Raw genomic sequence first — 23,805 nt, 5'->3', positions numbered from 1 at the left:
TAAAAAGGCCCGGAAAATCCGGGCATTTTTTTCAGCCTTACAGCGCGTTCTGCCGCGGCGGCGTGCGATCCAACAGCTCAACGCTGCCGTCGGCATTCTGCTGCTCAAGGATCACGTCAAAGCCCCACAGGCGGTGAACGTGTTTGAGTACCTCGCGGCGGCTCTTATCCAGCGGCACGCGGTTGTGCGGCACATAGCGCAGCGTCAGCGAACGGTCGCCGCGCAGGTCAACGTTCCAGACCTGAATATTCGGTTCGAGGTTGCTGAGGTTATACTGCGCCGACAGCTTAGAACGAATTTCCCGATAGCCTTCCTCATTATGAATGGCGGAAATCTCCAGGTAATTATTGTGGTCGTCGTCGAGTACGGTGAACAAGCGGAAATCGCGCATCACCTTCGGCGACAGGAACTGGCTGATAAAGCTCTCATCTTTAAAATCGCGCATGGCGAAATGCAGCGTCTCCAGCCAATCGGAACCGGCGATATCCGGGAACCAGTAGCGATCTTCTTCCGTTGGCGACTGGCAGATACGTTTAATATCCTGGAACATGGCGAAACCCAGCGCGTAGGGGTTGATCCCGCTGTACCACGGGCTGTTGTAGGGCGGCTGGAACACTACGTTGGTGTGGCTGTGCAGAAACTCCAGCATAAAGCGCTCTGTCACTTTTCCTTCGTCATACAGATGATTGAGGATGGTGTAGTGCCAGAATGTCGCCCAACCCTCGTTCATCACCTGAGTCTGTTTCTGCGGATAAAAATACTGGCTGACCTTACGCACGATACGCAGGATCTCGCGCTGCCAGGACTCAAGCAGCGGCGCGTTCTTCTCCATGAAGTACAGCAGGTTCTCTTGCGGTTCGGAAGGATAACGGCGGCTCGCCTCGATGGCTTTTTCCTCTTCCCGTTTTGGCAGAGTACGCCACAGCATGTTCACCTGGCTTTGCAGATACTCTTCGCGGCTTTTCTGTCGCGCCTTCTCCTCCTGCAGCGATATTTTCTGCGGGCGTTTGTAGCGGTCGACACCGTAGTTCATTAGCGCATGGCAGGAGTCGAGCAATTTTTCGACTTCATCGACGCCGTAGCGCTCTTCACATTCGGTAATGTATTTACGCGCGAATATAAGGTAGTCGATGATTGAGCTGGCATCGGTCCAGCTGCGGAACAAATAGTTGTTTTTAAAGAAGGAGTTGTGCCCATAGCAGGCGTGCGCCATCACCAGCGCCTGCATGGTAATGGTGTTCTCCTCCATCAAATAAGCGATACAAGGGTTGGAGTTGATGACTATCTCATAGGCCAGACCTTGCTGACCGTGTTTATATGCCTGCTCGGTTTCGATAAATTTTTTGCCGAACGACCAGTGGGGATAGTTGATCGGCATCCCGACGCTGGAGTAGGCGTCCATCATCTGTTCGGAGGTGATCACCTCGATTTGATGCGGATAGGTGTCAAGACGATACAGCTTCGCCACCCGATCGACCTCGGCGAGATAGGTTTCCAGCAGTTCAAAAGTCCAGTCGGGTCCATCGCTTAACCGGGTGGTGTCCCTGTTCATGGAATCAATCGTAGCCATTAGCGCGCCCTCGTTGTTGGTGGTTCTCTCTTTGTGGAGAACCTCTTATCAAGCATAGAACACGCCATAACAAACTGCGTCTGCGGGTAATTTCTTTTCTTCGCGATTTCACAATCCTAAAGGCCTTAATTTAACATTTGTGCAGCATTTTATACTGAGGAAAAATAAAGCGCAGCAGGAGATCGTAAATCTCTGGTGTCAGTGCTGGTGCGGTTTGGTGTGAGATAAGTCACCATAAATAAAGCGTATGTTGAATAATATTTTCATCTGGGTTATCAATTTGTAATTAGATGATTGTTCTTTAACTATTACGGAGTGGCTATGCGAGTCGTCATACTGGGAAGTGGGGTGGTTGGGGTAGCGAGCGCCTGGTATTTAAGCCAGGCGGGACATGAGGTGACGGTTATCGACCGTCAGCCAGGGCCCGCTGAAGAAACCAGCGCCGCCAACGCCGGGCAGATCTCTCCCGGCTACGCGGCGCCGTGGGCGGCGCCGGGCGTGCCGCTGAAGGCGATTAAATGGATGTTCCAGCGCCATGCGCCATTGGCGATTGGCCTTGACGGCACGCAGTTCCAGCTCAAGTGGATGTGGCAGATGTTGCGTAACTGCGATACCCGCCACTATATGGAAAACAAAGGGCGTATGGTGCGCCTGGCGGAATATAGCCGTGATTGCCTGAAAGCGCTGCGTGAAACCACCGGTATCCAGTATGAAGGCCGTCAGGGGGGCACCCTGCAGCTTTTCCGCACCGAAAAACAGTATGAAAACGCCACTCGCGATATCGCCGTGCTGGAAGAGGCCGGTGTGCCGTATCAACTGCTGGAAGCCAACCGCCTGCGCGAAGTCGAACCGGCGCTGGCGGAAGTCAGCCATAAACTGACCGGCGGCCTGCGCCTGCCAAACGATGAAACCGGCGATTGCCAGCTCTTCACCACCCGTCTGGCGGCGATGGCCGAGGCGGCAGGGGTGACTTTCCGCTTTAATACCGCCGTCGATGCGCTGCTTTACGAAGGCGATCAAATCGCCGGTGTGAAATGTGGCGAAGAAATTATTAAGGGCGACGCCTACGTGATGGCGTTTGGTTCTTACTCCACCGCGATGCTCAAAGGGCTGGTGGATATCCCGGTCTATCCGCTGAAAGGCTACTCGTTGACTATTCCGATTGCCGAAGAGAGCGGCGCGCCGGTATCGACTATCCTTGATGAGACTTACAAAATCGCCATTACCCGCTTCGATAAGCGTATTCGCGTTGGCGGGATGGCGGAAATTGTCGGCTTCAATAAAGAGTTGCTGAAGCCGCGCCGCGAGACGCTGGAGATGGTGGTTCGCGATCTGTTCCCGCGCGGCGGCTACGTTGAGCAGGCCACCTTCTGGACCGGCCTGCGGCCGATGACGCCGGATGGTACGCCGGTGGTTGGCCGTACGCCGTACAAAAACCTGTGGCTGAACACCGGGCACGGTACGCTGGGCTGGACCATGGCCTGCGGGTCCGGGCAGCTTCTGAGCGACCTGATCTCCGGGCGTACGCCGGCGATCCCTTATGATGATCTGGCCGTGGCGCGTTACAGCCCGGGCTTTACGCCGGCTCGCGCTCAGCATCTGCACGGCGTGCATAACTAAGGAGCCTCCATGTCTCGTCCGGTAAAAGCCAGCATTGATCTGTCGGCTTTACGTCAGAATTTACAGATTGTTCGCCGCGCCGCCCCTGGGGCGCGAGTTTGGGCGGTGGTGAAGGCGAATGCCTATGGCCACGGCCTGGCGCGGATGTGGCAGGCGCTGAACGCCGCAGATGGATACGCATTGCTCAATCTCGAAGAGGCAATCCTGCTGCGGGAAAAGGGCTGGAAAGGGCCGATTCTACTGCTGGAAGGGTTCTTTCACGCCGATGAACTGGCGCTGCTTGATAAGTATCGTCTGACCACCAGCGTACACAGCAACTGGCAAATTAAAGCCCTGCAGCAGGCTAAACTGCATGCGCCGCTGGATATCTATCTTAAAGTGAATAGCGGTATGAATAGGCTGGGCTTTATGCCCGAGCGAGTGCATACCGTCTGGCAACAGCTGCGATCGCTCGCCAACGTCGGTGAAATGACGCTGATGTCGCATTTCGCTGATGCGGAAAACCCGGAGGGCATCGCGGAGCCCATGCGCCGTATCGAACAGGCGGCGGAGGGGCTGGACTGCCCGCGTTCGTTGTCGAACTCAGCGGCCACGTTGTGGCATCCGGAAGCGCACTTTGATTGGGTGCGTCCGGGAATTGTGCTGTATGGCGCATCGCCGTCGGGCCAGTGGCGGGATATTGCCAATAGCGGCCTGAAACCGGCGATGACCCTTAGTAGTGAGGTGATTGCCGTACAGACGCTGAAAAGCGGCGAACGGGTGGGCTATGGTGGGTTGTATCAGGCCGCAGGTGAACAGCGCATCGGCATTGTCGCCTGCGGTTATGCCGACGGCTATCCGCGCGTCGCCCCGAGCGGCACGCCGGTGCTGGTCGACGGGGTACGTACCACCACCGTCGGGCGTGTTTCGATGGATATGTTGGCGGTAGATCTGACGCCTTGCCCGCATGCGGGTATTGGCGCGCCGGTCGAGTTATGGGGACAGGAGATTAAGATTGACGATGTCGCTGCGGCCAGCGGCACCGTCGGTTATGAATTAATGTGCGCCCTGGCGCCACGCGTGCCGGTAGTGACAGTGTAACTTTGTGTGAGGCGGATCATTCCGCCTCATCTTCCGCAACCCGCACACCCACCTTCAGTACGTGATCGTCTTCTTTTTCCGCGACCGTCCACACCATACCGGCAAACTCCACCTGATCGCCAACGACCGGCGCGGCGCCTAACAGTTGCTGTATTACATCGCCCAGCGACTGCTGATGCTCGCGAAACTCCTCGCCGCCGTCGAGGCCGTAGATCTGCGCCACGTCGGCGAATTTAGCTTCCGCATCGAGGATGAAGTCGCCAAAGAATCGCTGATCGAGAGAAACCGGCGGCGACTGGCTAAACATTTTACCTAACGCCGGCAGGTCGCGCTCGCGGCCGATAACACAAAGAATATCGCCATCCATCAGCCGCGTGCTGCCGGTAGGATGCAGCAGTACGTTGTCGCGGAAGAGTGCCGCGATGCGCGTCTCCGGCGGCATGTGGAGGTCGCGCAACGCTGCGCCAACGCACCATTTATCATCACCCAACTGGTAGACAAACTGTTCCCACGGATTTTCCGGATGGATATCCAGCCCGACGCGTGAGATAGGCCAACCGACCGGTGGTACCACGACTTTCGCTTTTTTCGCCGCCCAGGAGAGCGAGGTGCCCTGAAGTAGCAGTGAAATCAACACTACGAAAAAGGCGACGTTAAAGAACAGCCGTGCGTTCTCAAGCCCGGCCATCATCGGGAAAACAGCGAGGATAATCGGCACCGCGCCGCGCAATCCGACCCAGCTGATAAACACTCGCTCGCGCAGATTAAAACCGCGGAACGGCAGCAGGCCGGCGAATACCGACAGCGGACGCGCGATGAAGATCATCCACATTGACAGCAGTAGCGCCGGAATCGCGATCGGCCACAGGTCGGACGGCGTCACCAGCAGACCCAGGACGAGGAACATGGCGATTTGCGCCAGCCACGCCAGGCCGTCAAAGTTTTGCAGAATGCCGTGGCGGTTGCGAATGGGTTTATTACCGAGCAGGAAACCGCAGAGATAGACCGCGAGGATACCGCTACCGTTAAGAGACGTGGTGACGGCAAAAATCATAATCCCGCCGCTTAGCGCCAGCAGCGGGTAGAGCCCGGTGGGCAGGACAATACGGTTAATCATCTGCAGCAGCAAATAGCCGCCGCCAAGACCAATAGCGATGCCCAGACCAAACTGTTGAATGATATGCACCACAAACACCCAGCTCAGACCGGCTTCATGCTGCTGGATCATTTCAATCAGGGTAATGGTGAGGAATACCGCCATCGGGTCGTTACTACCGGATTCAATTTCAAGGGTCGAGCCGACGCGCTCGTTAAGCCCTTTACCGCCGAGCAGCGAGAAGACCGCTGCCGCGTCGGTGGAGCCGACAATGGCGCCGATCAGCAGCCCTTCGATTAAATCGAGCTTGAACAGCCATGCCGCCATCATCCCTGTAAGGGCGGAGGTTATCAGCACGCCGACCGTCGCCAGCGATAGCGCTGGCCAGAGCGCCACGCGAAACGAACTGGCCTGGGTGCGCATACCGCCGTCCAGCAGGATCACCGCCAGCGCGAGGTTACTCACCATATAGGCGAAGGGATAGTTATCGAAAGGGATGCCGCCGATACCGTCAACGCCTGCCAGCATACCGATGGCGAGGAAGATAACCAGAATCGGGATGCCGAGGCGCGAGGAGAAAGAACTCAATAAAATACTGCAGGTTACTAAAACAGAACCCAGGATAAACAGACTAATGACCGCAGCGGCGTCCAATGTTCACGTACTCCTTGTCAGCGTGAAGGGGTGAAAATTACACCATTTTAACAATCCGCGCGTTTTCAGGATACTCGCGCAGAGGAATTTTTATTCCGCCAGCACCGGATGGCCGCTTATCGTTAACGTTGCGACAGAGGCGTTGTTGACCAGCCGTGCCCGTGCGCCGAGAGGCAAAGTCACGGTGCGCTGTTCATGACCGAATTCGAGTCCGGTGAGCAGCGGGATGGCGAGTTGCTGACGTAGCCAGGCGTAGACGGTGGGTAGATCGTAACCGTCGTCGTAGTCGTTGGGTTGCGCCCCGGTAAAGCTGCCGAGCACAATGGCCCGTTGGCGGGCAAGGATCCCGCTGTTGAGCAACTGCAGCAGCATACGCTCTACGCGGAACGGGTGTTCGTTGATATCCTCAAGCACCAGAATACCGCCGTCAATCTGCGGTAGCCACGGCGTGCCGATGAGCGACGTGACCATCGCCAGATTGCCGCCCCACAGGGTGCCTTCGGCGCGGCAGGTTGGGCCATCGCTTTGCCATTCGAGGGTAAACTCCGGTTCGCGCAGCGCCTGCCAGAAGTGATGTTCAGTAAACGCATTCAGGGTTTCAGCGCCGAAATTGCCCGCTAACATCGGCCCACTGAAGCTGATAGCGTTGGCTTTAGCCAGCAGTCCCATCTGGATGGCGGTGAAATCACTGTGGCCGCAGATAAGCAGCGGATCCTGCCGCTGGCGCGCGGACAATGCCGGCCAGTCGATTTGCGGTAGTAACCGGGTGGCGCCATAGCCGCCGCGTACCGCCAGCACGATGCGGTTTTTTCCCTCGAGGGCCGCAAGTTGGTTAATATCGGCCAGGCGTTCGCTGTCGCTGCCGGCGAAACGCTGCTGTCGACGGGAGATCGCCTGTTGGTTCAGTACCTGATGACCGGCCTCCTGCAGACGGGCCACGCCAAGGGCCGCAGCCTGTTGATTGATACAGTAACCGGAAGGGGCGACCAGATAAAACTGAGACATGGCAATTCCTTGCAAAGAATGAAAGGGTTATCATGCCGCCTGGAACGTGTATTGTCATCTCCGTGCGGCAAACTTCAGCCAATAAGGATAGATGTGTGAAATTGAGATGGTTTGTTTTTTTATTTGTATTGTTGGCCGGTTGTAGCTCGAAGCACGATTACACCAATCCGCCGTGGAACCCGGAAGTCCCGGTGAAGCGGTCGATGCAGTGGATGCCGATCAGCGAAAAAGCCGGCGCCGCGTGGGGGGTTGACCCGCAGCTGATAACGGCGATCATCGCGATTGAGTCCGGCGGTAATCCCTCGGTGGTCAGTAAATCCGGCGCGGTCGGGCTGATGCAGTTGAAGCCGTCGACCTCCGGGCGCGATGTCTATCAACGGATGGGGTGGCGTGGTCAGCCTTCGGTAAGCGAGCTGAAGAATCCGGAACGCAATATCTCGATGGGGGCCGCTTACCTGAGTATCCTGGAAAACGGCCCGCTGGCGGGGATTAAAGACCCGCAGGTGATGCGCTATGCGGTGGTGGTCTCTTATGCCAACGGCGCGGGCGCGCTGCTGCGTACTTTCTCGTCGAATCGCCAGGACGCTATTGACGAGATTAACGATCTCGATGCCGATGAGTTCTTTGAACACGTGGCGAAAAAGCATCCTGCCCCACAGGCGCCGCGCTATATCTGGAAACTGCAGAAAGCGCTGGACGCGATGTAATTCCTATCCTTGCGTTGCCTCCGGGAGGTGCCCGGAGGCAACGTTGTCAGAAATCGTAGCCCACGGTTGCCGTGACGCTACGTTCAGCCCCCCAGTAACAGTTGCCGGTGCCGTAGCAGCCGGAAAGATATTCACGATCGCCGATATTATTCGCGTTAACCTGAATATAGGCGCCTTTCATCGCTGTCGACCACGCTCCGAGGTCGGCGCGCGCCATCGCATCTATCAGGGTGACTGACGGTAAACGTTCGGTATTGGCGTCATCAGCCCACTGTTTACCGATATAGCGCACGCCCGCGCCAACAGTAATGCCCGCCGGCAATTGATAGCGCGCCCAGAACGAGGCCATCTGATCTGGCGACAGCTGCGGCGTATTACTATCGGTGCCGTCTTTCGTGTCCTGGAAGCGCAGGCGATTCCAGGTATAAGAGGCAATAGTGCTCAATTGCGGCGTAATCTGGTTATGTGCTTCCAGCTCTACGCCCTGCGAATGCACTTTCCCGGCGGGAATATAGGTGGCGGTGGCGATGTTCGGGTCGCGGGTGGCGACATCCTTTTGCGTCAAGTCGTATATCGCGATGCTATACAAATCGCTGCTGCCCGGCGGCTGGAATTTCAAGCCAGCCTCTACCTGTTCGGCGGTGGTGGGTTTTAATAACGTACCATCGGCGCCCGGCAGCATCGCCGGGGTAATCGCCTGGCTGTAGCTTAAGTAGGGCGAAAGGCCGTTATCGAGCGCGTACAGCAGCGAGGCACGGCCGCTGATGTGATCGTCGGAGCGGCGGTTCGACGTGCCTGAGGTGTCGCTAACCTGCTGTGAAACGATGCGGTCGTAGCGCCCGGAAACATCAAGATGCCAGCGGTTCCATACCATCTCATCCTGCAGATAAAGCCCGGTCTGGTAATAACGGCGATTATTATTATCGCTGTAGGTGATGGTATGCCCGGTTTGCGGCGTATAGCCGGTGAACGGGTTGAGCGGCGCCGCGTTGCCGGCGCCGGTCCACAAATCGTTGCGGAAGCGATGATACTCAGCGCCGAGGATCAGCGTATGCGCCAGTTCACCGGTCGTAAAATCGGCGCGCAGGCGGTTATCGGTTGACCAGGCGTCCAACGAACCGCGGGAACCGCTGTAGCCGCGGGAAAGCATGTCGCTGTCACCTACCCAGCCAACCTGATAAACCTGATCCAGCGAGACATTTGTATGGGTATAGCTGCCCGCGGAGTAGGCCGACCAGACATCGTTAAACTGGTGGTTGAACTCGTAACTGTAGATCTGTTCGCGGCGCTGGTAGCCATCGCCCGGATCGCCTTCATTGGTGCTGGGTGAAAGTTTACGGCCGTTGTGCGCGTAACGGGTGCCATCCAGCGGCAGAGAGCCGTGGTAGCCGCCTGAGGGATCTTTTTGCAGGTAGGCGCGCAACAGCAGTGAAGTATCGCTATCCGGCTGCCACAGCAAGGAAGGCGAAATCGCGTAGCGCTCTTCGCGGGTATGGTCATACTGCGTATCGCTGCTGCGGGTCATGCCGATGAGCCGCCAGGCCCACTGGTCATTGATGGCGTCGGTATAGTCAAAGGCCGCGCCCTTGGTATTTTGCGTGCCGCCGGTCAGGCGAAAGTGACCCTGCTGGCTGAACTGCGGCCGTTTGGAGGTCAAATTGACCACCCCGCCCGGTACGCTCTGGCCATAAAGGGCGGAAGAGGGGCCGCGGATGACGTCGACACGCTCAATAAACCATGGGTCGATCTGCAGCACGTTATGGCTGCCGCCGTCGCTCATCAGGCGCATGCCGTCAAGGAACAGGTTATCGACGTCGCCGCCGTGGTAGCCGCGCAGCGAGATGGTATCAAAGCGCGTCGCGCCGCCGCCAAAACTGGAATAAACCCCCGGCGTATACTGGAGCGCCTGGCTTACGGTATTGGCGCCCTGATCGGCGATCTGCTGGCGGGTGATCACCGATACCGACTGAGCGGTAGTTATCAACGGCTGATCGGTTTTCGTGGCGCCGGTTGACGTTTTGGCGCTATAGCCTTGTGTCTGCGCGCTGGCGGAGTCGTCAGGCTTTGCGGTAACGATTAGAGTATCTTCCGCCTGCGCGGCGAGAGGGAAGGCGGCCGCGAGGGCGCACACCAGCGCGGAGCGTTTGAAGTAAACAGAGGAGATCATGCCATAATCCTGAATAGCGCGGTCTGGCACTCCTGTGCGCCGCCGCGGAAATAAACGAAATGCTTTTTCGTTAAAAATAATGCGAATTATTATCGTTTGCTTTTGCATGATCAAGCAAAATAGTCCTCCTCAGAGCAAGAAGACATTTTGCTGGCTGTCGAGCGGATGGTGAGGTGACGTCGATGGAAAAGCGCGGCGAAGATATAGCCGCGCGCAGGGGGATTACTGGGCTTTTTTCTCCGCAGACGCCACGGCATCGTTCGCGGCTGGCTGTTGGCCGGTGGCGCTTTCTGTCTGCGTCGGCCGGGTCGCCGGCAGGGCATCGCACGGTTTTTCCTGCGGGCAAACCAGGTCGAGCATCTTTAATGTCACGCCATTGGTCCAGCCAAAGCCGTCCTGCAGCGGGTATTCACCGCCGCCGCCGCCGGTACCCGTTGAACTCACGTCATATTTCTCTACCAGCTTCTGCTTGCTGTCATAGGTGTGCTGGACGTTGCTGAGGAAGCGCCAGGTGACCTCCATGGCCACCTTTTTCTGACCGTAGTTCTGCAGGCCTTCCACCGCCACCCACTGCAGCGGCGCCCAGCCGTTTGGCGCGTCCCATTGCTGGCCGCTATTGACCGTGGTCGTGGTGAGGCCGCCGGGCTTCAGCAGGCGGCTTTCGGCGGCGGCGGCGACTTTCGCGGCGCGTTCGCTGGAGGCCGCTTTGACGTACAGCGGGAACAGCGCCGCGGCGGTCAGCTGATTACGGACTTTATGGCTCTTCAGATCGTAATCGGCATACCAGCCTTCTTTATCGTTCCACAGATATTTTTCCAGCGCTTTCTGACGGGCGTTCGCCAGCGCATCGTACTGTCCGGCTTTGGCGCTGTCGCCAGCGGCCTTACTGGCGCGGGCGATGGTTTTTTCCATGTGGAACATCAGCGCATTGAGATCGACAGGAAGGATGCTGGTGGTGCGGATAGTCCCCAGTTGCTGCGGATTATCCATCCAGCGAGAGCTGAAGTCCCATCCGGAAGCCGCGGCGGAACGTAGGTCGCGATAGATTTCGGTGGCCGGGCGGTTAGGATTGTTTTTGGCGGTGGTGACATCGTCCAGCCAGGACTCCGGGCGCGGCGTATCGTTATCATCCCAGTAGCGGTTAAGCAGCGCGCCATCTTCCATACGCACCACGCGTTTATTGGCTTTGCCGGGCGTTAGCGCATCGGCGCCTTCCATCCAATAGCGATACTCTTTTTCCATCTGTGGCAGCCAGGTCTTCAGCGCCCGATCGCCATCGTGGCTGGCCAGCAGCTCAACCATAAAGGAGAAGAACGGCGGCTGCGAACGGCTCAGATAGTAGCTGCGGTTGCCGTTTGGAATATGGCCCCAGCGGTCTATTTCGGCGGCGAAGTTGGCCACCATGTCTTCCACTTTATCCCAGTGCCCGCTTTCGGCGAGGCCCAGCATGGTGAAATAACTATCCCAGTAATAAACCTCGCGGAAGCGTCCACCGGGTACCACATAAGGTTTCGGCAGCGGCAGCAGCGAATCCCATTTCTCGACCTCGACGGTGCTGCGGGTTAATACCGGCCATAGCCCATCGATGTGTTGACGCAGAGTTTGCCCTTTCGGCGGCACGTACTGATCGTTATCACGCGGCAGGGTGAAGTTGATCTCGACGAAATGGCGCAGATCGAAGCTGGCCTGGCTTTTTTGCATTCGATAGTCGGCAAGGATCATCAGCGGATCGCTGTTCGGTACCGCATCAGCGAAGGTTTTTTGGTCAGGGAATAGTTTCGCGCTCTGCACGTCGTTAAACAGCGGGCCTAATAGTTCATCAGGCGATTGCGGTACCGGGGAGGTGTTGTCATCTGCCTGCGCGGCGAATGTCGCCAGGCTTAATATTGCGCCTCCCAGTGCCAGTTGAATAAGGTAGGTCAGGGTTTCCGGGCGACGTAGAACCGATCTCGTCATCGATAATTCTCCATTTTTGCGTTTTGCTGACTTCGCGCCACTGCGAACGGCCATCAGAAAACCTTAGCCGAATATCGGCCGCTTCGCGTGTTGGAGTTAACATTTTGACCGAAAACAGACTATTTACCTGGCGATGTATTGTCCGGGGGTCTTGCCGGTCTGGCTGCGGAAAAAGTAGATAAAGGCGCTATCGCTGGCAAACTCCAGCGCCTGGGCGACATCCGTAATGCGTTGACCGCTGGCCAATAGCTCAACGGCTTTCATCAGCCGCCACTGTTGGCGCCACTGCTGATATGACATGCCGGTTTCACGTTGAAACAGGCGGCTGATGGTCTTTTCTCCGGCGCCGCATTGCGCCGCCAGTTGCTGAAGCTGCGGCGGTTGCCCATGGCCGTTGAGATGGCGCAGACGTTTATCCTGCGGTAGCGTTAGCATCATCGGCTCATGTTTTGCCGCGCCGATTTCCGCCACGCAGAGCGCCGCCAGGTGCCGGGCCGGGCCCTGTTGCCAGTCAGTATCCCATGGGCTGGCGCTAATGCGTTCGAGCAACTCGCGCAGCAGCGGGGTAACGTTGAGGATGGCCGGGGCGGCGGGTAACTCGGGATAATGCGTATTGGCGAACCACACCGAACGGTAATCAACGATGTGCTGCATTTGGGCGCGGTGCGTCACGCCTGCGGGGATCCACGCCGCGCGGGTCGGCGGTAACATACACAATAGCGCGCCATCATTTAGCGTCAGCCGGATACAACCCTGACGGGTAAATAACATCTGCCCCATTTGATGACGATGCAGACCGTCGTCATGATCGCCGTTAAGCGTGGATTGTACGCCAATCAGCGGCGCACTGAGCGTATCAGGGTCAAAGGATGCATCCGCGCTGAGCCATGCCATAATGTCTGATTCTCGATGTTAAATGTCATTATATTTATAATCGCCGTTTTTGCCGCTCCCTACAATGGCGCCTTTGACGAGGGAGGTGGATATGTTAAGTCGTTCGGCGATGGCGCTGGTTACCGCATTACTCATGTTTCCGCAAATCGCGGAGACGATCTATAGCCCGGCGCTGACTGATATCAGCGCACATTTTTCCGTTAGCGCCGCCGATGCGGCGCAGACGCTGGCGGTCTATTTTATCGGCTTTGCCGTTGGCGTGCTGTTCTGGGGCTGGTTCAGCGACCGGCGCGGGCGGCGGCCGGCGTTATTGCTCGGTCTGGCGGTGTATACCGCAGGTTGTATGCTGGCGCTGGCGGCGCCAGATTTTAGCGTACTGCTGGCGGCTCGTATCGTGGCGGCTTTCGGCGCGGCAATCGGGTCGGTGGTTGGGCAAACGGTGCTGCGGGATGCGTTTGATGGCCGGAGGTTGGCGGCGATCTTTTCTTTTGTCGGCATGGCGCTGGCTATCAGCCCGGCAATTGGCGTTTATCTTGGCGGCGTGCTGACGGCCTGGCGCGGAATGAACGGCGTCTTCGGCGCACTGGCGTTGCTGGCGGCGGCGCTGTTGCTGCTGTGCGCGGTGATCATGCCGGAAACCCGGCCGCCGCGAACGGGGGATCAGGCGCTCTGGCCGTTAATGCTGCGCATGCTGGCGGATGCGAAAATCCGTTTTGCGGTGGCGCTGGTGGCGGCATTGAATATCGGTTTGTTCAGCTATTACAGCCAGGGACCTTTCCTTTTTGCCCGCCTGGGACTGGATGCGCGGACCTTTGGCTATAGCGGCATGGCGCTGGCGGCAGGGGCGTTGGTTGGCGCGCAGGGCAATCGTTTGTTGCTGCGACGTGGAGCAGGGCAGCGGCCTATTTTTATCTGTGCCGGTCTGCTGTTATTGCTCGCCAGCGCAGGCGTATGCCTGTTAGCGGATTCATGGTTCTTTTTGCTGCCGATGATCGCAGTGGCGACAGCCTATGCCATGGCGATCCCCGTAGTGCTGGGAACGGCGCTTAGCGACTACGCTGATTGTCGTGGTAGCGCCGGAGCGATGTTCGGCCTGACCTATTATTTGGTTATCGGCTTGGGGCTGGCATTCGTGGGGTGGGGGCAATCGCTCGGCGTCGCGTTGGCAATCTGTGCGGTGATTTGCGCGTTAACCGGTTGGTGTTATCTGCGATACATTGATGATTAGTTTCTGGATTTGTGATGATTAGCACAAATCACTATTTAGCAGGTTTGTGAGTGGATGAAAAATCGATATTGATTTTAATCAAGGAATTACCTGCTACAAAATAGCCAAAAAACGAGGTTAAAATGATGTTGTAAATGATAATTTATTGTTTATTTTTGTTTTCGTCTAAATTAATGAAATATATCTTTACATACAAATAAGGCGAAAAATTGTGACCTCATCCCGTAATAAATCGAAATAAATACAGTTTTCTCATTTTATTTGATTGTTTACACCTGTGTTTTAATCAGGAATTAATGTGAAATATCTCCTTTTATTGCTTGAAAATTACCCTTTCCCTGCTCGCGTTTAGCTTAAAAATTAACCTTTTTTATCCCCATAAATATTTTTTATCCCCTCATATTTCTTTGACTAAAATCATGCTTAATTTCATGTTTTTGTTTTTATGTAATTGATTTTAATTGTTTTATTTTGTTTCATGGATGAGGTTGATTATAGGTGAAAGTGCTTTGTGAGTGGTCTCACACAACCAGCGGATCATCATTTGATACACTTTCCGCCGTCAACAAAGTCATTAACGTGGATAACCAATATGAATACTATTCCGCTCCCTAAAACTCAGCACCTGGTTGTATTCCAGGAGGTGATCAGAAGTGGTTCGATTGGTTCGGCAGCGAAAGAGTTAGGATTAACTCAACCTGCAGTCAGTAAAACGATTAATGATATTGAAGACTATTTCGGCACTGAGCTTATTGTCCGTAAAAATACCGGTGTTACGTTGACGGAGGCCGGACAGGTGCTGTTGAGCTGGTCGGAGTCGATTACCCGCGAAATGAAAAATATGGTTAACGAAATGAACAGCATGACCTGCAGCACCGTCGTTGACGTCTCTTTCGGTTTTCCGTCGCTGATCGGCTTCACTTTTATGTCGGATATGATCCATAAATTCAAAAAGTTATTTCCCAAAGCACAGGTCTCGATGTACGAAGCGCAGCTTTCATCGTTCCTGCCGGCGATTCGCGATGGCCGTCTCGATTTCGCCATCGGCACGTTGAGCGATGAGATGAAGCTGCACGATCTGCATGTCGAACCGCTATTTGAATCAGAGTTCGTGCTGGTGGCCAGCAAATCGCGAACGCGCAGCGGCAGTGCCACGCTGGCATCGTTACAGCACGAACAGTGGGTATTGCCGCAAACTAATATGGGTTACTACAGTGAACTCCTCGCCACGCTTCAACGCAGCGGCATCAACAATGAAAACATCGTTAAAACAGACTCTGTCGTTACTATTTATAATCTTGTTCTCAATGCTGATTTCCTGACGGTTATTCCTTGTGATATGACCGCACCTTTTGGCTCTAATCAATTTATTACCATTCCTGTCGAGGATGCGTTACCGGTGGCGCATTATGCTGCAGTGTGGTCGAAAAATTATCGCATTAAAAGCGCGGCCTCGGCGTTAGTTGAATTAGCGAAAGAATATTCAGCCCATAGCGGCTGCCGACGACGACAATTAATTACCGTGGACTAATTGTCTTTTTATATTGATTGAAACTTAAGCTGCGATCTGTTTATCAATCGCTGCCCATTAATGCTATTTTTTAATTCCAGGTTAAGAGGTTCTCATGCATATTACATACGATCTTCCGGTTGCTATTGAAGATATCCTCGAAGCGAAAAAAAGATTGGCAGGTAAAATATATAAAACGGGGATGCCGCGCTCAAATTATTTCAGTGAACGATGCAAAGGCGAAATCTTCCTTAAGTTTGAAAATATGCAGCGCACCGGTTCTTTTAAAATTCGCGGCGCGTTTAATAAACTTAGCTCGCTGACCGATGCGGAAAAGCGCAAAGGCGTGGTGGCGTGTTCCGCCGGTAACCATGCGCAGGGCGTTTCGCTCTCCTGCGCTATGCTCGGTATTGACGGCAAAGTGGTGATGCCGAAAGGCGCGCCAAAATCGAAAGTTGCCGCCACCTGCGACTATTCGGCGGAAGTGGTGCTACATGGCGATAACTTTAACGACACCATCGCCAAAGTCAGCGAAATTGTCGAAATGGAAGGGCGGATATTTATTCCTCCCTACGATGACCCGAAAGTGATAGCCGGCCAGGGGACTATTGGTCTCGAGATCATGGAGGATTTATATGATGTCGATAACGTTATTGTGCCGATTGGCGGCGGCGGTTTAATTGCCGGCATCGCGGTGGCAATTAAATCGATCAACCCGACCATTCGTATTATTGGCGTACAGTCGGAAAACGTTCACGGCATGGCCGCCTCGTATTACGCCGGAGAAATTACCAATCATCGCACTAATGCCACCCTTGCTGACGGTTGCGACGTTTCTCGTCCGGGAAATATTACCTATCAGATCGTGCGTGAATTAGTCGACGATATTGTGCTGGTCAGCGAAGACGAAATTCGCAACAGTATGGTCGCACTTATTCAACGCAATAAAGTGATTACCGAAGGGGCCGGGGCGTTAGCCTGTGCCGCATTATTAAGCGGTAAGCTGGATAGCTATATTCAGAACCGAAAAACCGTCAGCATTATTTCCGGCGGTAATATCGACCTGTCTCGCGTATCGCAAATTACTGGTTTAGTTGACGCTTAATCTTTTTGATGAGGATAGGATATGAGTACTACAGATAGCATTGTATCCAGCCAGACAAAAGAGTCGTCCTGGCGCAAATCGGACACCACCTGGACCCTGGGCTTATTCGGCACCGCCATTGGCGCCGGGGTATTATTCTTCCCGATCCGCGCCGGCTTCGGCGGCCTGATCCCCATCTTACTGATGTTAGTGCTGGCCTACCCGATCGCCTTCTATTGCCACCGGGCGCTGGCGCGGCTGTGCCTTTCCGGCTCAAATCCTTCCGGCAACATCACCGAAACGGTAGAGGAGCACTTTGGTAAAACCGGCGGGGTGGTGATTACCTTCCTTTATTTCTTTGCGATTTGCCCGCTGCTGTGGATTTACGGCGTGACAATCACTAATACCTTTATGACCTTCTGGGAAAACCAGCTGCAGTTGCCGGCGCTGAACCGCGGTTTTGTCGCGCTGTTCCTGCTGCTGCTAATGGCGTTCGTCATCTGGTTCGGTAAAGACCTGATGGTGAAAGTGATGAGCTATCTGGTATGGCCATTTATCGCCAGCCTGGTGCTGATTTCGCTGTCGCTGATCCCTTACTGGAACTCCGCGGTTATCGATCAGGTCAATTTAAGCGAGATTTCGCTAACCGGTCACGATGGCATTCTGGTTACCGTCTGGTTGGGTATTTCGATTATGGTGTTCTCGTTTAACTTCTCGCCTATTGTCTCTTCATTCGTGGTTTCCAAGCGCGAAGAGTATGAAAAAGAGTTTGGTCGCGAGTTCACCGAGCGCAAATGTTCACAGATTATCTCTCGCGCCAGCATGCTGATGGTGGCCGTGGTAATGTTCTTTGCCTTCAGCTGCCTGTTTACGCTGTCGCCGCAGAATATGGCCGATGCCAAGGCGCAGAATATCCCGGTGCTCTCATACCTGGCGAACCACTTCGCCTCGCTGTCCGGCACCAAATCCACCTTTGCCACGGTGCTTGAATATGGCGCGTCAATCATCGCGCTGGTGGCGATTTTCAAATCCTTCTTCGGTCACTACCTCGGCACGCTGGAAGGCCTGAACGGTCTGGTGCTGAAGTTTGGCTACAAAGGCGATAAAACCCGTGTTTCCAGCGGCAAGCTCAACACCATCAGCATGATTTTTATCATGGGCTCAACGTGGATTGTCGCCTACGCCAACCCGAACATTCTCGACCTGATTGAAGCGATGGGCGCGCCGATTATTGCCTCACTGCTGTGCCTGCTGCCGATGTACGCCATTCGTAAAGCGCCATCGTTGGCGAAATATCGCGGCCGCCTGGACAACGTCTTCGTCACGGTAATCGGTCTGCTGACCATTCTGAACATCGTTTACAAACTGTTTTAATTAAGCTCAGGACGAGCGGAGTGATGACATGAATGAATATCCGGTAGTACTGGTCATTAACTGCGGCTCGTCTTCAATTAAATTTTCAGTACTTGATGCCGCCAGCTGTGAAGTATTAATGGCTGGTATTACAGATGGCATTAATTCTGAAAATGCGTTCCTGTCAATAAATGGTGGAGAGCCGGCTAAGCTGGCTCACCGCAGCTATGAGGGCGCATTGAAGGCGATCGCATTTGAATTAGAAAAACGCGATTTAGTTGATAGCGTGGCGTTAATTGGCCACCGTATCGCGCACGGCGGCAGCATATTTACCGAATCGGCGATCATTACCGATGACGTTATCGACAATATTCGCCAGGTGTCGCCGCTGGCGCCGCTACATAATTACGCCAATCTCAGCGGTATTGAATCAGCGCAGCAGTTATTCCCCGGCGTATTGCAGGTGGCGGTGTTTGATACCAGCTTTCATCAGACGCTGGCGCCAGAGGCATTTCTTTACGGCCTGCCGTGGGACTATTACCAGCGCTTGGGCGTGCGTCGCTATGGTTTTCACGGCACCTCGCACCGTTATGTGGCTCAGCGCGCGCTGGCGCTGCTTGATTTACCCGAGCAGGATAGCGGGCTGGTCATTGCTCATCTTGGCAACGGCGCGTCGATTTGTGCGGTACGCAACGGCCACAGCGTGGACACCTCGATGGGCATGACGCCGTTGGAAGGCCTGATGATGGGTACCCGCAGCGGGGATGTCGATTTTGGCGCGATGGCGTGGATTGCCAGCGAAACTAAACAGACGCTCAGCGATCTGGAACGCGTGGTGAACAAGGAGTCCGGCCTGCTGGGGATATCCGGATTGTCATCCGACCTGCGGGTGCTGGAAAAAGCCTGGCATGAGGGGCATGAACGCGCGCGGTTGGCGATTAAAACCTTTGTGCATCGTATCGCCCGCCACATTGCCGGACATGCCGCCTCGCTACGCCGCCTTGACGCGATTATTTTTACCGGCGGCATCGGCGAAAATTCGGTATTAATTCGCCAACTGGTGATTGAGCATTTAGCGGTATTTGGCGTCAGCCTGAACGATGCGTTAAATAAACAACCCAACTCCGTCGGTGAACGTATTATTTCTTCCCGCGAGGCTCGAGTGATATCTGCAGTCATACCCACCAATGAAGAGAAGATGATTGCGATCGATGCCATTCATTTAGGCAAAATTAATGCATCCCTGGAATTTGCTTAATTACGTTGTTGTCCTGTAGAGAGATTATTTTTCATGAAGGTAAATATCGATACCAGCGATATGCTGTACGCCGAAGCATGGCACGGATTTAACGGTACGGACTGGAAAGAAGAAATTAATGTCCGTGACTTTATTCAGCACAACTATACGCCATATACCGGGGATGAATCGTTCCTCGCACAGGCGACGCCGGCGACGACCGCGCTGTGGGAAAAAGTGATGGCCGGCATTCGCGTAGAGAACGCCACCCACGCGCCGGTTGATTTTGATACCAATATCGCCACCACCATTACCGCTCACGATGCCGGCTATATCGACCAGGCGCTGGAGAAGATTGTCGGTCTGCAAACGGAAAAACCGCTCAAGCGCGCGCTACATCCGTTTGGCGGCATTAACATGATTAAAAGCTCGTTTGATGCCTATGGCCGGGAAATGGATAGCCAGTTTGAATATCTGTTTAGCGAGCTGCGTAAAACCCACAATCAGGGGGTATTTGACGCCTATTCGCCCGATATGCTGCGCTGCCGTAAATCCGGCGTGCTGACCGGTCTGCCGGACGGCTATGGCCGCGGGCGTATTATTGGCGATTACCGCCGGGTGGCGCTATACGGCATCCGCTATCTGGTGCGGGAACGTGAGCTGCAGTTTGCCGATCTGCAGGCAACGCTTGAGCGCGGGCAGGATCTGGAAGCCACTATTCGTCTGCGTGAAGAGCTGGCGGAGCACCGCCGCGCGCTGCTGCAAATGCAGGAAATGGCGGCGAAATATGGCTGCGATATCTCCCGCCCGGCGCGCAACGCCCAGGAAGCGGTACAGTGGTTGTACTTTGCCTATCTGGCGGCGGTGAAATCGCAAAACGGCGGCGCGATGTCGCTTGGGCGCACCGCCTCTTTCCTCGATATCTATATCGAGCGCGACTTCCACGCCGGGATCCTCAATGAACAACAGGCCCAGGAGCTGATCGACCACTTCATTATGAAGATCCGCATGGTGCGTTTCCTGCGTACGCCGGAATTCGACACGCTGTTCTCCGGCGATCCCATCTGGGCAACCGAAGTGATTGGCGGGATGGGGCTGGATGGCCGCACGCTGGTGACTAAAAACTCTTTCCGCTATCTGCATACGCTGCACACCATGGGCCCGGCGCCGGAACCTAACCTTACCGTATTGTGGTCTGAAGCGCTGCCGATTGCCTTTAAGAAATACGCCGCCCAGGTCTCGATCGTCACTTCCTCGCTACAGTATGAAAACGATGACCTGATGCGCGCCGATTTCAACAGTGATGATTACGCCATTGCCTGCTGCGTCAGCCCGATGGTTATCGGCAAACAGATGCAGTTCTTCGGCGCGCGCGCCAACCTCGCCAAAACGCTGCTGTACGCAATCAATGGCGGGGTGGATGAGAAACTCAAAATCCAGGTTGGGCCGAAAACGGCGCCGCTGATGGACGACGTGCTGGATTACGACAAAGTGATGGCCAGCCTCGATCATTTTATGGATTGGCTGGCGGTGCAGTACATCAGCGCGCTGAACATCATTCATTACATGCATGATAAATACAGTTATGAAGCCTCACTGATGGCGCTGCACGACCGCGATGTATACCGCACTATGGCCTGCGGGATTGCCGGGCTGTCGGTGGCGGCGGATTCGCTTTCGGCTATTAAGCACGCGAAGGTGAAACCCATCCGCGACGACAGCGGCCTGGCGATCGATTTTGAGATTGAAGGCGATTATCCGCAGTACGGCAATAACGATCGGCGCGTCGATAGTATCGCCTGCGATCTGGTTGAACGTTTTATGAAGAAAATTAAGGTGTTGCCGACCTACCGTAACGCGGTGCCGACGCAGTCGATTCTGACGATTACCTCAAACGTGGTGTACGGCCAGAAAACCGGTAATACCCCGGATGGCCGCCGCGCCGGTACGCCGTTTGCGCCGGGGGCAAATCCAATGCATGGCCGCGATCGTAAAGGGGCGGTCGCTTCGTTGACTTCCGTGGCTAAGTTGCCGTTCGCCTACGCGAAGGACGGGATCTCTTATACCTTCTCGATTGTCCCGGCGGCGTTAGGCAAAGAGGCGAGCGTCCGGCAAACCAACCTCGTCGGTCTGCTTGATGGCTACTTCCACCACGAAGAACGAATCGAGGGCGGCCAGCATCTGAACGTCAACGTGATGAACCGCGAGATGCTACTGGACGCCATAGCTCATCCGGAAAATTATCCGAACCTGACCATCCACGTCTCTGGCTATGCGGTGCGCTTTAATGCGCTGACCCATGAACAGCAGCAGGATGTCATTTCGCGAACCTTCACCCAGGCGCTGTAACGCAACGGGGCGACGATCATGGTCGCCCCATTTTTTTCGTGGCTATGAAACCTGGTCTTCACTACACGGTAAACCGAGGTGTGAATATGATTAGCGCTTTCGATATTTTCAAAATTGGTATTGGCCCTTCGAGCTCCCATACGGTGGGGCCGATGAATGCAGGAAAAAGTTTTATCACCGAGCTGGCGACCCGCGGCAACCTGACGCAGACTACGCGCATTGTCGTCGATCTGTACGGTTCGCTATCGCTCACCGGCAAAGGACACGCGACCGATGCCGCCATCATCATGGGGCTGGCCGGAAATAGTCCGCAGGATGTTGATATTGACGCCATCCCGGCCTTTATTCAGCGGGTGACAGAGAGCGGCCGTCTGCCGGTGGCGAAGGGGAGCCGACAGGTCGATTTCCCGCTGCCGGAGAGCATCGTATTTCATGATAGCGCGCTGGCACGCCATGAGAACGGTATGCGCATCAGTGCCTGGGATCATCAGCAGCCGCTACTCAGCAAAACCTATTACTCAATTGGCGGCGGGTTTATCGTTGAGGAGGCATGTTTTGGCCAGACTCACGATGTTGCAACGTCGGTCCCCTTTGATTTCCGCTCCGCCCATCAACTGCTTCAGCTTTGCGAGCACAATGGCCTTTCGATTTCCGGTCTGATGATGCAAAACGAGCTGGCGCTGCGCGATAAGGGACAAATCGAGGCCGGTTTCGCCGCTATTTACGCGGTGATGCATAACGGTATTGAGCGGGGAATGAATACCGAGGGCGTACTGCCGGGGCCGCTCAACGTACCGCGCAGAGCGGCTGCGCTGCGCCGACAGCTGGTGGCCAGCGACAGCCTTTCCCGCGACCCGATGAACGTTATCGACTGGATCAATATGTTCGCGCTGGCGGTGAGCGAAGAGAACGCCGCCGGCGGCCGGGTCGTCACTGCGCCGACCAATGGCGCTTGCGGGATTATTCCGGCGGTTCTGGCCTATTACGACAAGTTTCGCCGCCCGGTCAATGCCAACTCGATTGCCCGCTATCTGCTGGCTGCGGCGGCTATCGGTTCACTGTATAAGATGAATGCCTCTATATCTGGCGCAGAAGTTGGCTGTCAGGGCGAAATTGGCGTGGCCTGCTCTATGGCGGCGGCAGGGTTGACAGAACTGCTTGGCGGCAGCCCGGCGCAGGTATGCAACGCCGCGGAAATTGCGATGGAACATAACCTCGGTCTGACCTGCGATCCGGTGGCCGGACAGGTGCAAATTCCCTGCATCGAACGCAATGCCATCAATGCGGTGAAGGCGGTAAACGCCGCGCGGATGGCGCTCCGTCGAACCAGCGAGCCGCGGGTCTGTCTCGACAAGGTTATTGAGACGATGTATGAAACCGGCAAAGATATGAACGATAAATATCGCGAAACCTCGCGCGGCGGGCTGGCGATAAAAGTGATTTGCGCCTGACGAATCAGAAAGGACTGGGCTGGCGCGCCGCTATCGCTTTACCGCTGACCGGATGATGAAAATGCAGTTCACTGGCGTGGAGCATCAGGCGTGAGGCCTGATGCTCCGCCAGCCCTCCGTAGAGATCGCAGCCGAGAATCGGATAGCCGAGATGCTGGCAGTGGATGCGTAGCTGATGGGTGCGTCCGGTTTCCGGCAGCAGCCGTACGCGCGTTACCGCCAGCGAACCACCGGCTATTGGCAACCATTCCCGTGATAGCACCTGATAGCGCGAGCGCGCCGGTTTACCATTACGCGCGCTAATCGCCATGCGCGGAAACAGCGCCGGATCCTTGGCAATCGGCGCGTCTATAATCCCTTCATCTGCCTCTGGATGTCCGCATAACAGGGCGTGATAGACCTTGCTTACCGCCCGCTGGCTGAACTGCTGACACAGCGCGGCGTTGATCGTTTTGTTACGTGCGACCACCATCAGCCCGGAGGTCCCGAAATCGAGTCGATGCACCAGCGTGCACCCCGGAAAATCCCGCACCAGGCGGTGATGGACTGAATCCAGGTTCTGCGGGTTCTTACCCGACAGGCTGAGCAGGCCGCTGGGTTTGTCGATCAACAACAAATGCGCGTCCTCGTAGAGGATCTTAATCTGCGCGGAACAAGGTGGGGCGATAAAGGTATCAATGACGGTGGACATGAGCATGCGCTGCTTAAGGGTGAGGGCGGATGATAGCGAAATTACGGGCCACAGGCGAATGAATTTGATGGCCGTCAAAGGAGAGTGAATCAGCTAACAATTCGGATTGTGCTAATGAACGTTATTAGATATTCAACTTGCTGCGTTAATATT

General features: G+C 55.3%; 17 protein-coding genes. 10 read left to right on the top strand and 7 right to left on the bottom strand.

The genetic code is table 11. The features are described from left to right. Window positions 1-37: 37 nt before the first annotated feature. Window positions 38-1,570, bottom strand: a complete 1,533-nt coding sequence (locus ABLU80_RS13695; RefSeq protein ID WP_015705842.1) for a SpoVR family protein — start codon at window positions 1,568-1,570, stop codon at window positions 38-40. A 321-nt stretch (window positions 1,571-1,891) separates the two neighbouring features. On the opposite strand from ABLU80_RS13695, the gene ABLU80_RS13690 reads away from it, so the two are divergent. Together ABLU80_RS13690 and dadX are read left to right on the top strand one after the other, a co-directional pair. Beyond that, the gene (locus ABLU80_RS13690; RefSeq protein ID WP_015705841.1) at window positions 1,892-3,190 is read left to right on the top strand and encodes a D-amino acid dehydrogenase; all 1,299 of its coding nucleotides are present in this window, start codon (window positions 1,892-1,894) and stop codon (window positions 3,188-3,190) included. Window positions 3,191-3,199: 9 nt separating this feature from the next. Continuing rightward, on the top strand, window positions 3,200-4,270 hold the full coding sequence (gene dadX / locus ABLU80_RS13685) for a catabolic alanine racemase DadX (RefSeq protein ID WP_032705940.1): 1,071 nt from the start codon (window positions 3,200-3,202) through the stop codon (window positions 4,268-4,270). Between the two features lie 16 nt (window positions 4,271-4,286). Here the strand turns inward: dadX and ABLU80_RS13680 are convergent, their stop codons facing one another. After that, the gene (locus ABLU80_RS13680; protein WP_260841348.1) at window positions 4,287-6,020 is read right to left on the bottom strand and encodes a potassium/proton antiporter; all 1,734 of its coding nucleotides are present in this window, start codon (window positions 6,018-6,020) and stop codon (window positions 4,287-4,289) included. A gap of 90 nt (window positions 6,021-6,110) precedes the next feature. After that, window positions 6,111-7,025, bottom strand: a complete 915-nt coding sequence (ldcA, locus tag ABLU80_RS13675; protein WP_045365685.1) for a muramoyltetrapeptide carboxypeptidase — start codon at window positions 7,023-7,025, stop codon at window positions 6,111-6,113. A gap of 95 nt (window positions 7,026-7,120) precedes the next feature. Here ldcA and emtA point away from each other — a divergent pair, with 95 nt between their 5' ends. Next, window positions 7,121-7,732 (top strand): membrane-bound lytic murein transglycosylase EmtA, encoded by a 612-nt coding sequence (gene emtA, locus ABLU80_RS13670; RefSeq protein ID WP_015366071.1) that lies wholly within the window; start codon window positions 7,121-7,123, stop codon window positions 7,730-7,732. 46 nt (window positions 7,733-7,778) lie between these two features. Here emtA and ABLU80_RS13665 read toward each other — a convergent pair whose 3' ends face one another. The 3 genes from ABLU80_RS13665 to ABLU80_RS13655 form a co-directional block, all read right to left on the bottom strand. Next, the gene (locus tag ABLU80_RS13665; protein WP_213796034.1) at window positions 7,779-9,899 is read right to left on the bottom strand and encodes a TonB-dependent siderophore receptor; all 2,121 of its coding nucleotides are present in this window, start codon (window positions 9,897-9,899) and stop codon (window positions 7,779-7,781) included. A 222-nt stretch (window positions 9,900-10,121) separates the two neighbouring features. Further along, window positions 10,122-11,855: an alpha,alpha-trehalase gene (locus ABLU80_RS13660; protein WP_047063551.1), complete on the bottom strand. Its 1,734-nt coding sequence runs from the start codon at window positions 11,853-11,855 to the stop codon at window positions 10,122-10,124. 123 nt (window positions 11,856-11,978) lie between these two features. Continuing rightward, entirely contained in the window at window positions 11,979-12,749 is a 771-nt protein-coding gene (locus ABLU80_RS13655) for a helix-turn-helix transcriptional regulator (RefSeq protein ID WP_045360624.1), read from the bottom strand. Between the two features lie 91 nt (window positions 12,750-12,840). Here ABLU80_RS13655 and ABLU80_RS13650 point away from each other — a divergent pair, with 91 nt between their 5' ends. The 7 genes from ABLU80_RS13650 to tdcG all read left to right on the top strand — a co-directional run bounded on the left by ABLU80_RS13650 (window position 12,841) and on the right by tdcG (window position 22,961). Continuing rightward, on the top strand, window positions 12,841-13,977 hold the full coding sequence (locus tag ABLU80_RS13650) for an MFS transporter (RefSeq protein ID WP_063445953.1): 1,137 nt from the start codon (window positions 12,841-12,843) through the stop codon (window positions 13,975-13,977). A 592-nt stretch (window positions 13,978-14,569) separates the two neighbouring features. After that, window positions 14,570-15,508 (top strand): transcriptional regulator TdcA, encoded by a 939-nt coding sequence (gene tdcA / locus ABLU80_RS13645; RefSeq protein ID WP_015366078.1) that lies wholly within the window; start codon window positions 14,570-14,572, stop codon window positions 15,506-15,508. A 94-nt stretch (window positions 15,509-15,602) separates the two neighbouring features. Then, window positions 15,603-16,592 (top strand): bifunctional threonine ammonia-lyase/L-serine ammonia-lyase TdcB, encoded by a 990-nt coding sequence (gene tdcB / locus ABLU80_RS13640; protein WP_015366079.1) that lies wholly within the window; start codon window positions 15,603-15,605, stop codon window positions 16,590-16,592. A 21-nt stretch (window positions 16,593-16,613) separates the two neighbouring features. Then, window positions 16,614-17,945 (top strand): threonine/serine transporter TdcC, encoded by a 1,332-nt coding sequence (gene tdcC, locus ABLU80_RS13635; RefSeq protein ID WP_020078491.1) that lies wholly within the window; start codon window positions 16,614-16,616, stop codon window positions 17,943-17,945. A 28-nt stretch (window positions 17,946-17,973) separates the two neighbouring features. Then, on the top strand, window positions 17,974-19,182 hold the full coding sequence (gene tdcD / locus ABLU80_RS13630) for a propionate kinase (RefSeq protein WP_348850089.1): 1,209 nt from the start codon (window positions 17,974-17,976) through the stop codon (window positions 19,180-19,182). 33 nt (window positions 19,183-19,215) lie between these two features. After that, window positions 19,216-21,510: a formate C-acetyltransferase gene (pflB, locus tag ABLU80_RS13625; RefSeq protein WP_348850088.1), complete on the top strand. Its 2,295-nt coding sequence runs from the start codon at window positions 19,216-19,218 to the stop codon at window positions 21,508-21,510. Window positions 21,511-21,596: 86 nt separating this feature from the next. Further along, window positions 21,597-22,961 carry an L-serine ammonia-lyase gene (gene tdcG, locus ABLU80_RS13620; RefSeq protein WP_348850087.1) on the top strand — a complete coding sequence of 455 codons (1,365 nt, stop codon included), beginning with the start codon at window positions 21,597-21,599 and terminating at the stop codon, window positions 22,959-22,961. A 4-nt stretch (window positions 22,962-22,965) separates the two neighbouring features. Here tdcG and ABLU80_RS13615 read toward each other — a convergent pair whose 3' ends face one another. Continuing rightward, the gene (locus ABLU80_RS13615) at window positions 22,966-23,652 is read right to left on the bottom strand and encodes an RluA family pseudouridine synthase (protein ID WP_213796027.1); all 687 of its coding nucleotides are present in this window, start codon (window positions 23,650-23,652) and stop codon (window positions 22,966-22,968) included. Window positions 23,653-23,805 lie beyond the last annotated feature (153 nt).

Origin of the sequence: Klebsiella sp. CN_Kp104 (assembly GCF_040064515.1) — a bacterium.
Classification (GTDB): domain Bacteria; phylum Pseudomonadota; class Gammaproteobacteria; order Enterobacterales; family Enterobacteriaceae; genus Klebsiella; species Klebsiella aerogenes.
The sequence above is the reverse complement of the archived record's forward strand: the minus strand, read 5'-3'. Positions and strand labels throughout refer to the sequence as shown.

What these genes read in the sequence shown, in the direction of transcription:
- ABLU80_RS13650 (WP_063445953.1), top strand. Translation starts at nt 12,841, where the DNA reads ATGTTAAGTCGTTCGGCGATGGCGCTGGTTACCGCATTACTCATGTTT.
- ABLU80_RS13655 (WP_045360624.1), bottom strand. Translation starts at nt 12,749, where the DNA reads ATGGCATGGCTCAGCGCGGATGCATCCTTTGACCCTGATACGCTCAGT.
- ABLU80_RS13660 (WP_047063551.1), bottom strand. Translation starts at nt 11,855, where the DNA reads ATGACGAGATCGGTTCTACGTCGCCCGGAAACCCTGACCTACCTTATT.
- ldcA (WP_045365685.1), bottom strand. Translation starts at nt 7,025, where the DNA reads ATGTCTCAGTTTTATCTGGTCGCCCCTTCCGGTTACTGTATCAATCAA.
- tdcA (WP_015366078.1), top strand. Translation starts at nt 14,570, where the DNA reads ATGAATACTATTCCGCTCCCTAAAACTCAGCACCTGGTTGTATTCCAG.
- tdcG (WP_348850087.1), top strand. Translation starts at nt 21,597, where the DNA reads ATGATTAGCGCTTTCGATATTTTCAAAATTGGTATTGGCCCTTCGAGC.
- ABLU80_RS13665 (WP_213796034.1), bottom strand. Translation starts at nt 9,899, where the DNA reads ATGATCTCCTCTGTTTACTTCAAACGCTCCGCGCTGGTGTGCGCCCTC.
- ABLU80_RS13695 (WP_015705842.1), bottom strand. Translation starts at nt 1,570, where the DNA reads ATGGCTACGATTGATTCCATGAACAGGGACACCACCCGGTTAAGCGAT.
- tdcD (WP_348850089.1), top strand. Translation starts at nt 17,974, where the DNA reads ATGAATGAATATCCGGTAGTACTGGTCATTAACTGCGGCTCGTCTTCA.
- tdcC (WP_020078491.1), top strand. Translation starts at nt 16,614, where the DNA reads ATGAGTACTACAGATAGCATTGTATCCAGCCAGACAAAAGAGTCGTCC.
- pflB (WP_348850088.1), top strand. Translation starts at nt 19,216, where the DNA reads ATGAAGGTAAATATCGATACCAGCGATATGCTGTACGCCGAAGCATGG.
- ABLU80_RS13690 (WP_015705841.1), top strand. Translation starts at nt 1,892, where the DNA reads ATGCGAGTCGTCATACTGGGAAGTGGGGTGGTTGGGGTAGCGAGCGCC.
- ABLU80_RS13615 (WP_213796027.1), bottom strand. Translation starts at nt 23,652, where the DNA reads ATGTCCACCGTCATTGATACCTTTATCGCCCCACCTTGTTCCGCGCAG.
- dadX (WP_032705940.1), top strand. Translation starts at nt 3,200, where the DNA reads ATGTCTCGTCCGGTAAAAGCCAGCATTGATCTGTCGGCTTTACGTCAG.
- tdcB (WP_015366079.1), top strand. Translation starts at nt 15,603, where the DNA reads ATGCATATTACATACGATCTTCCGGTTGCTATTGAAGATATCCTCGAA.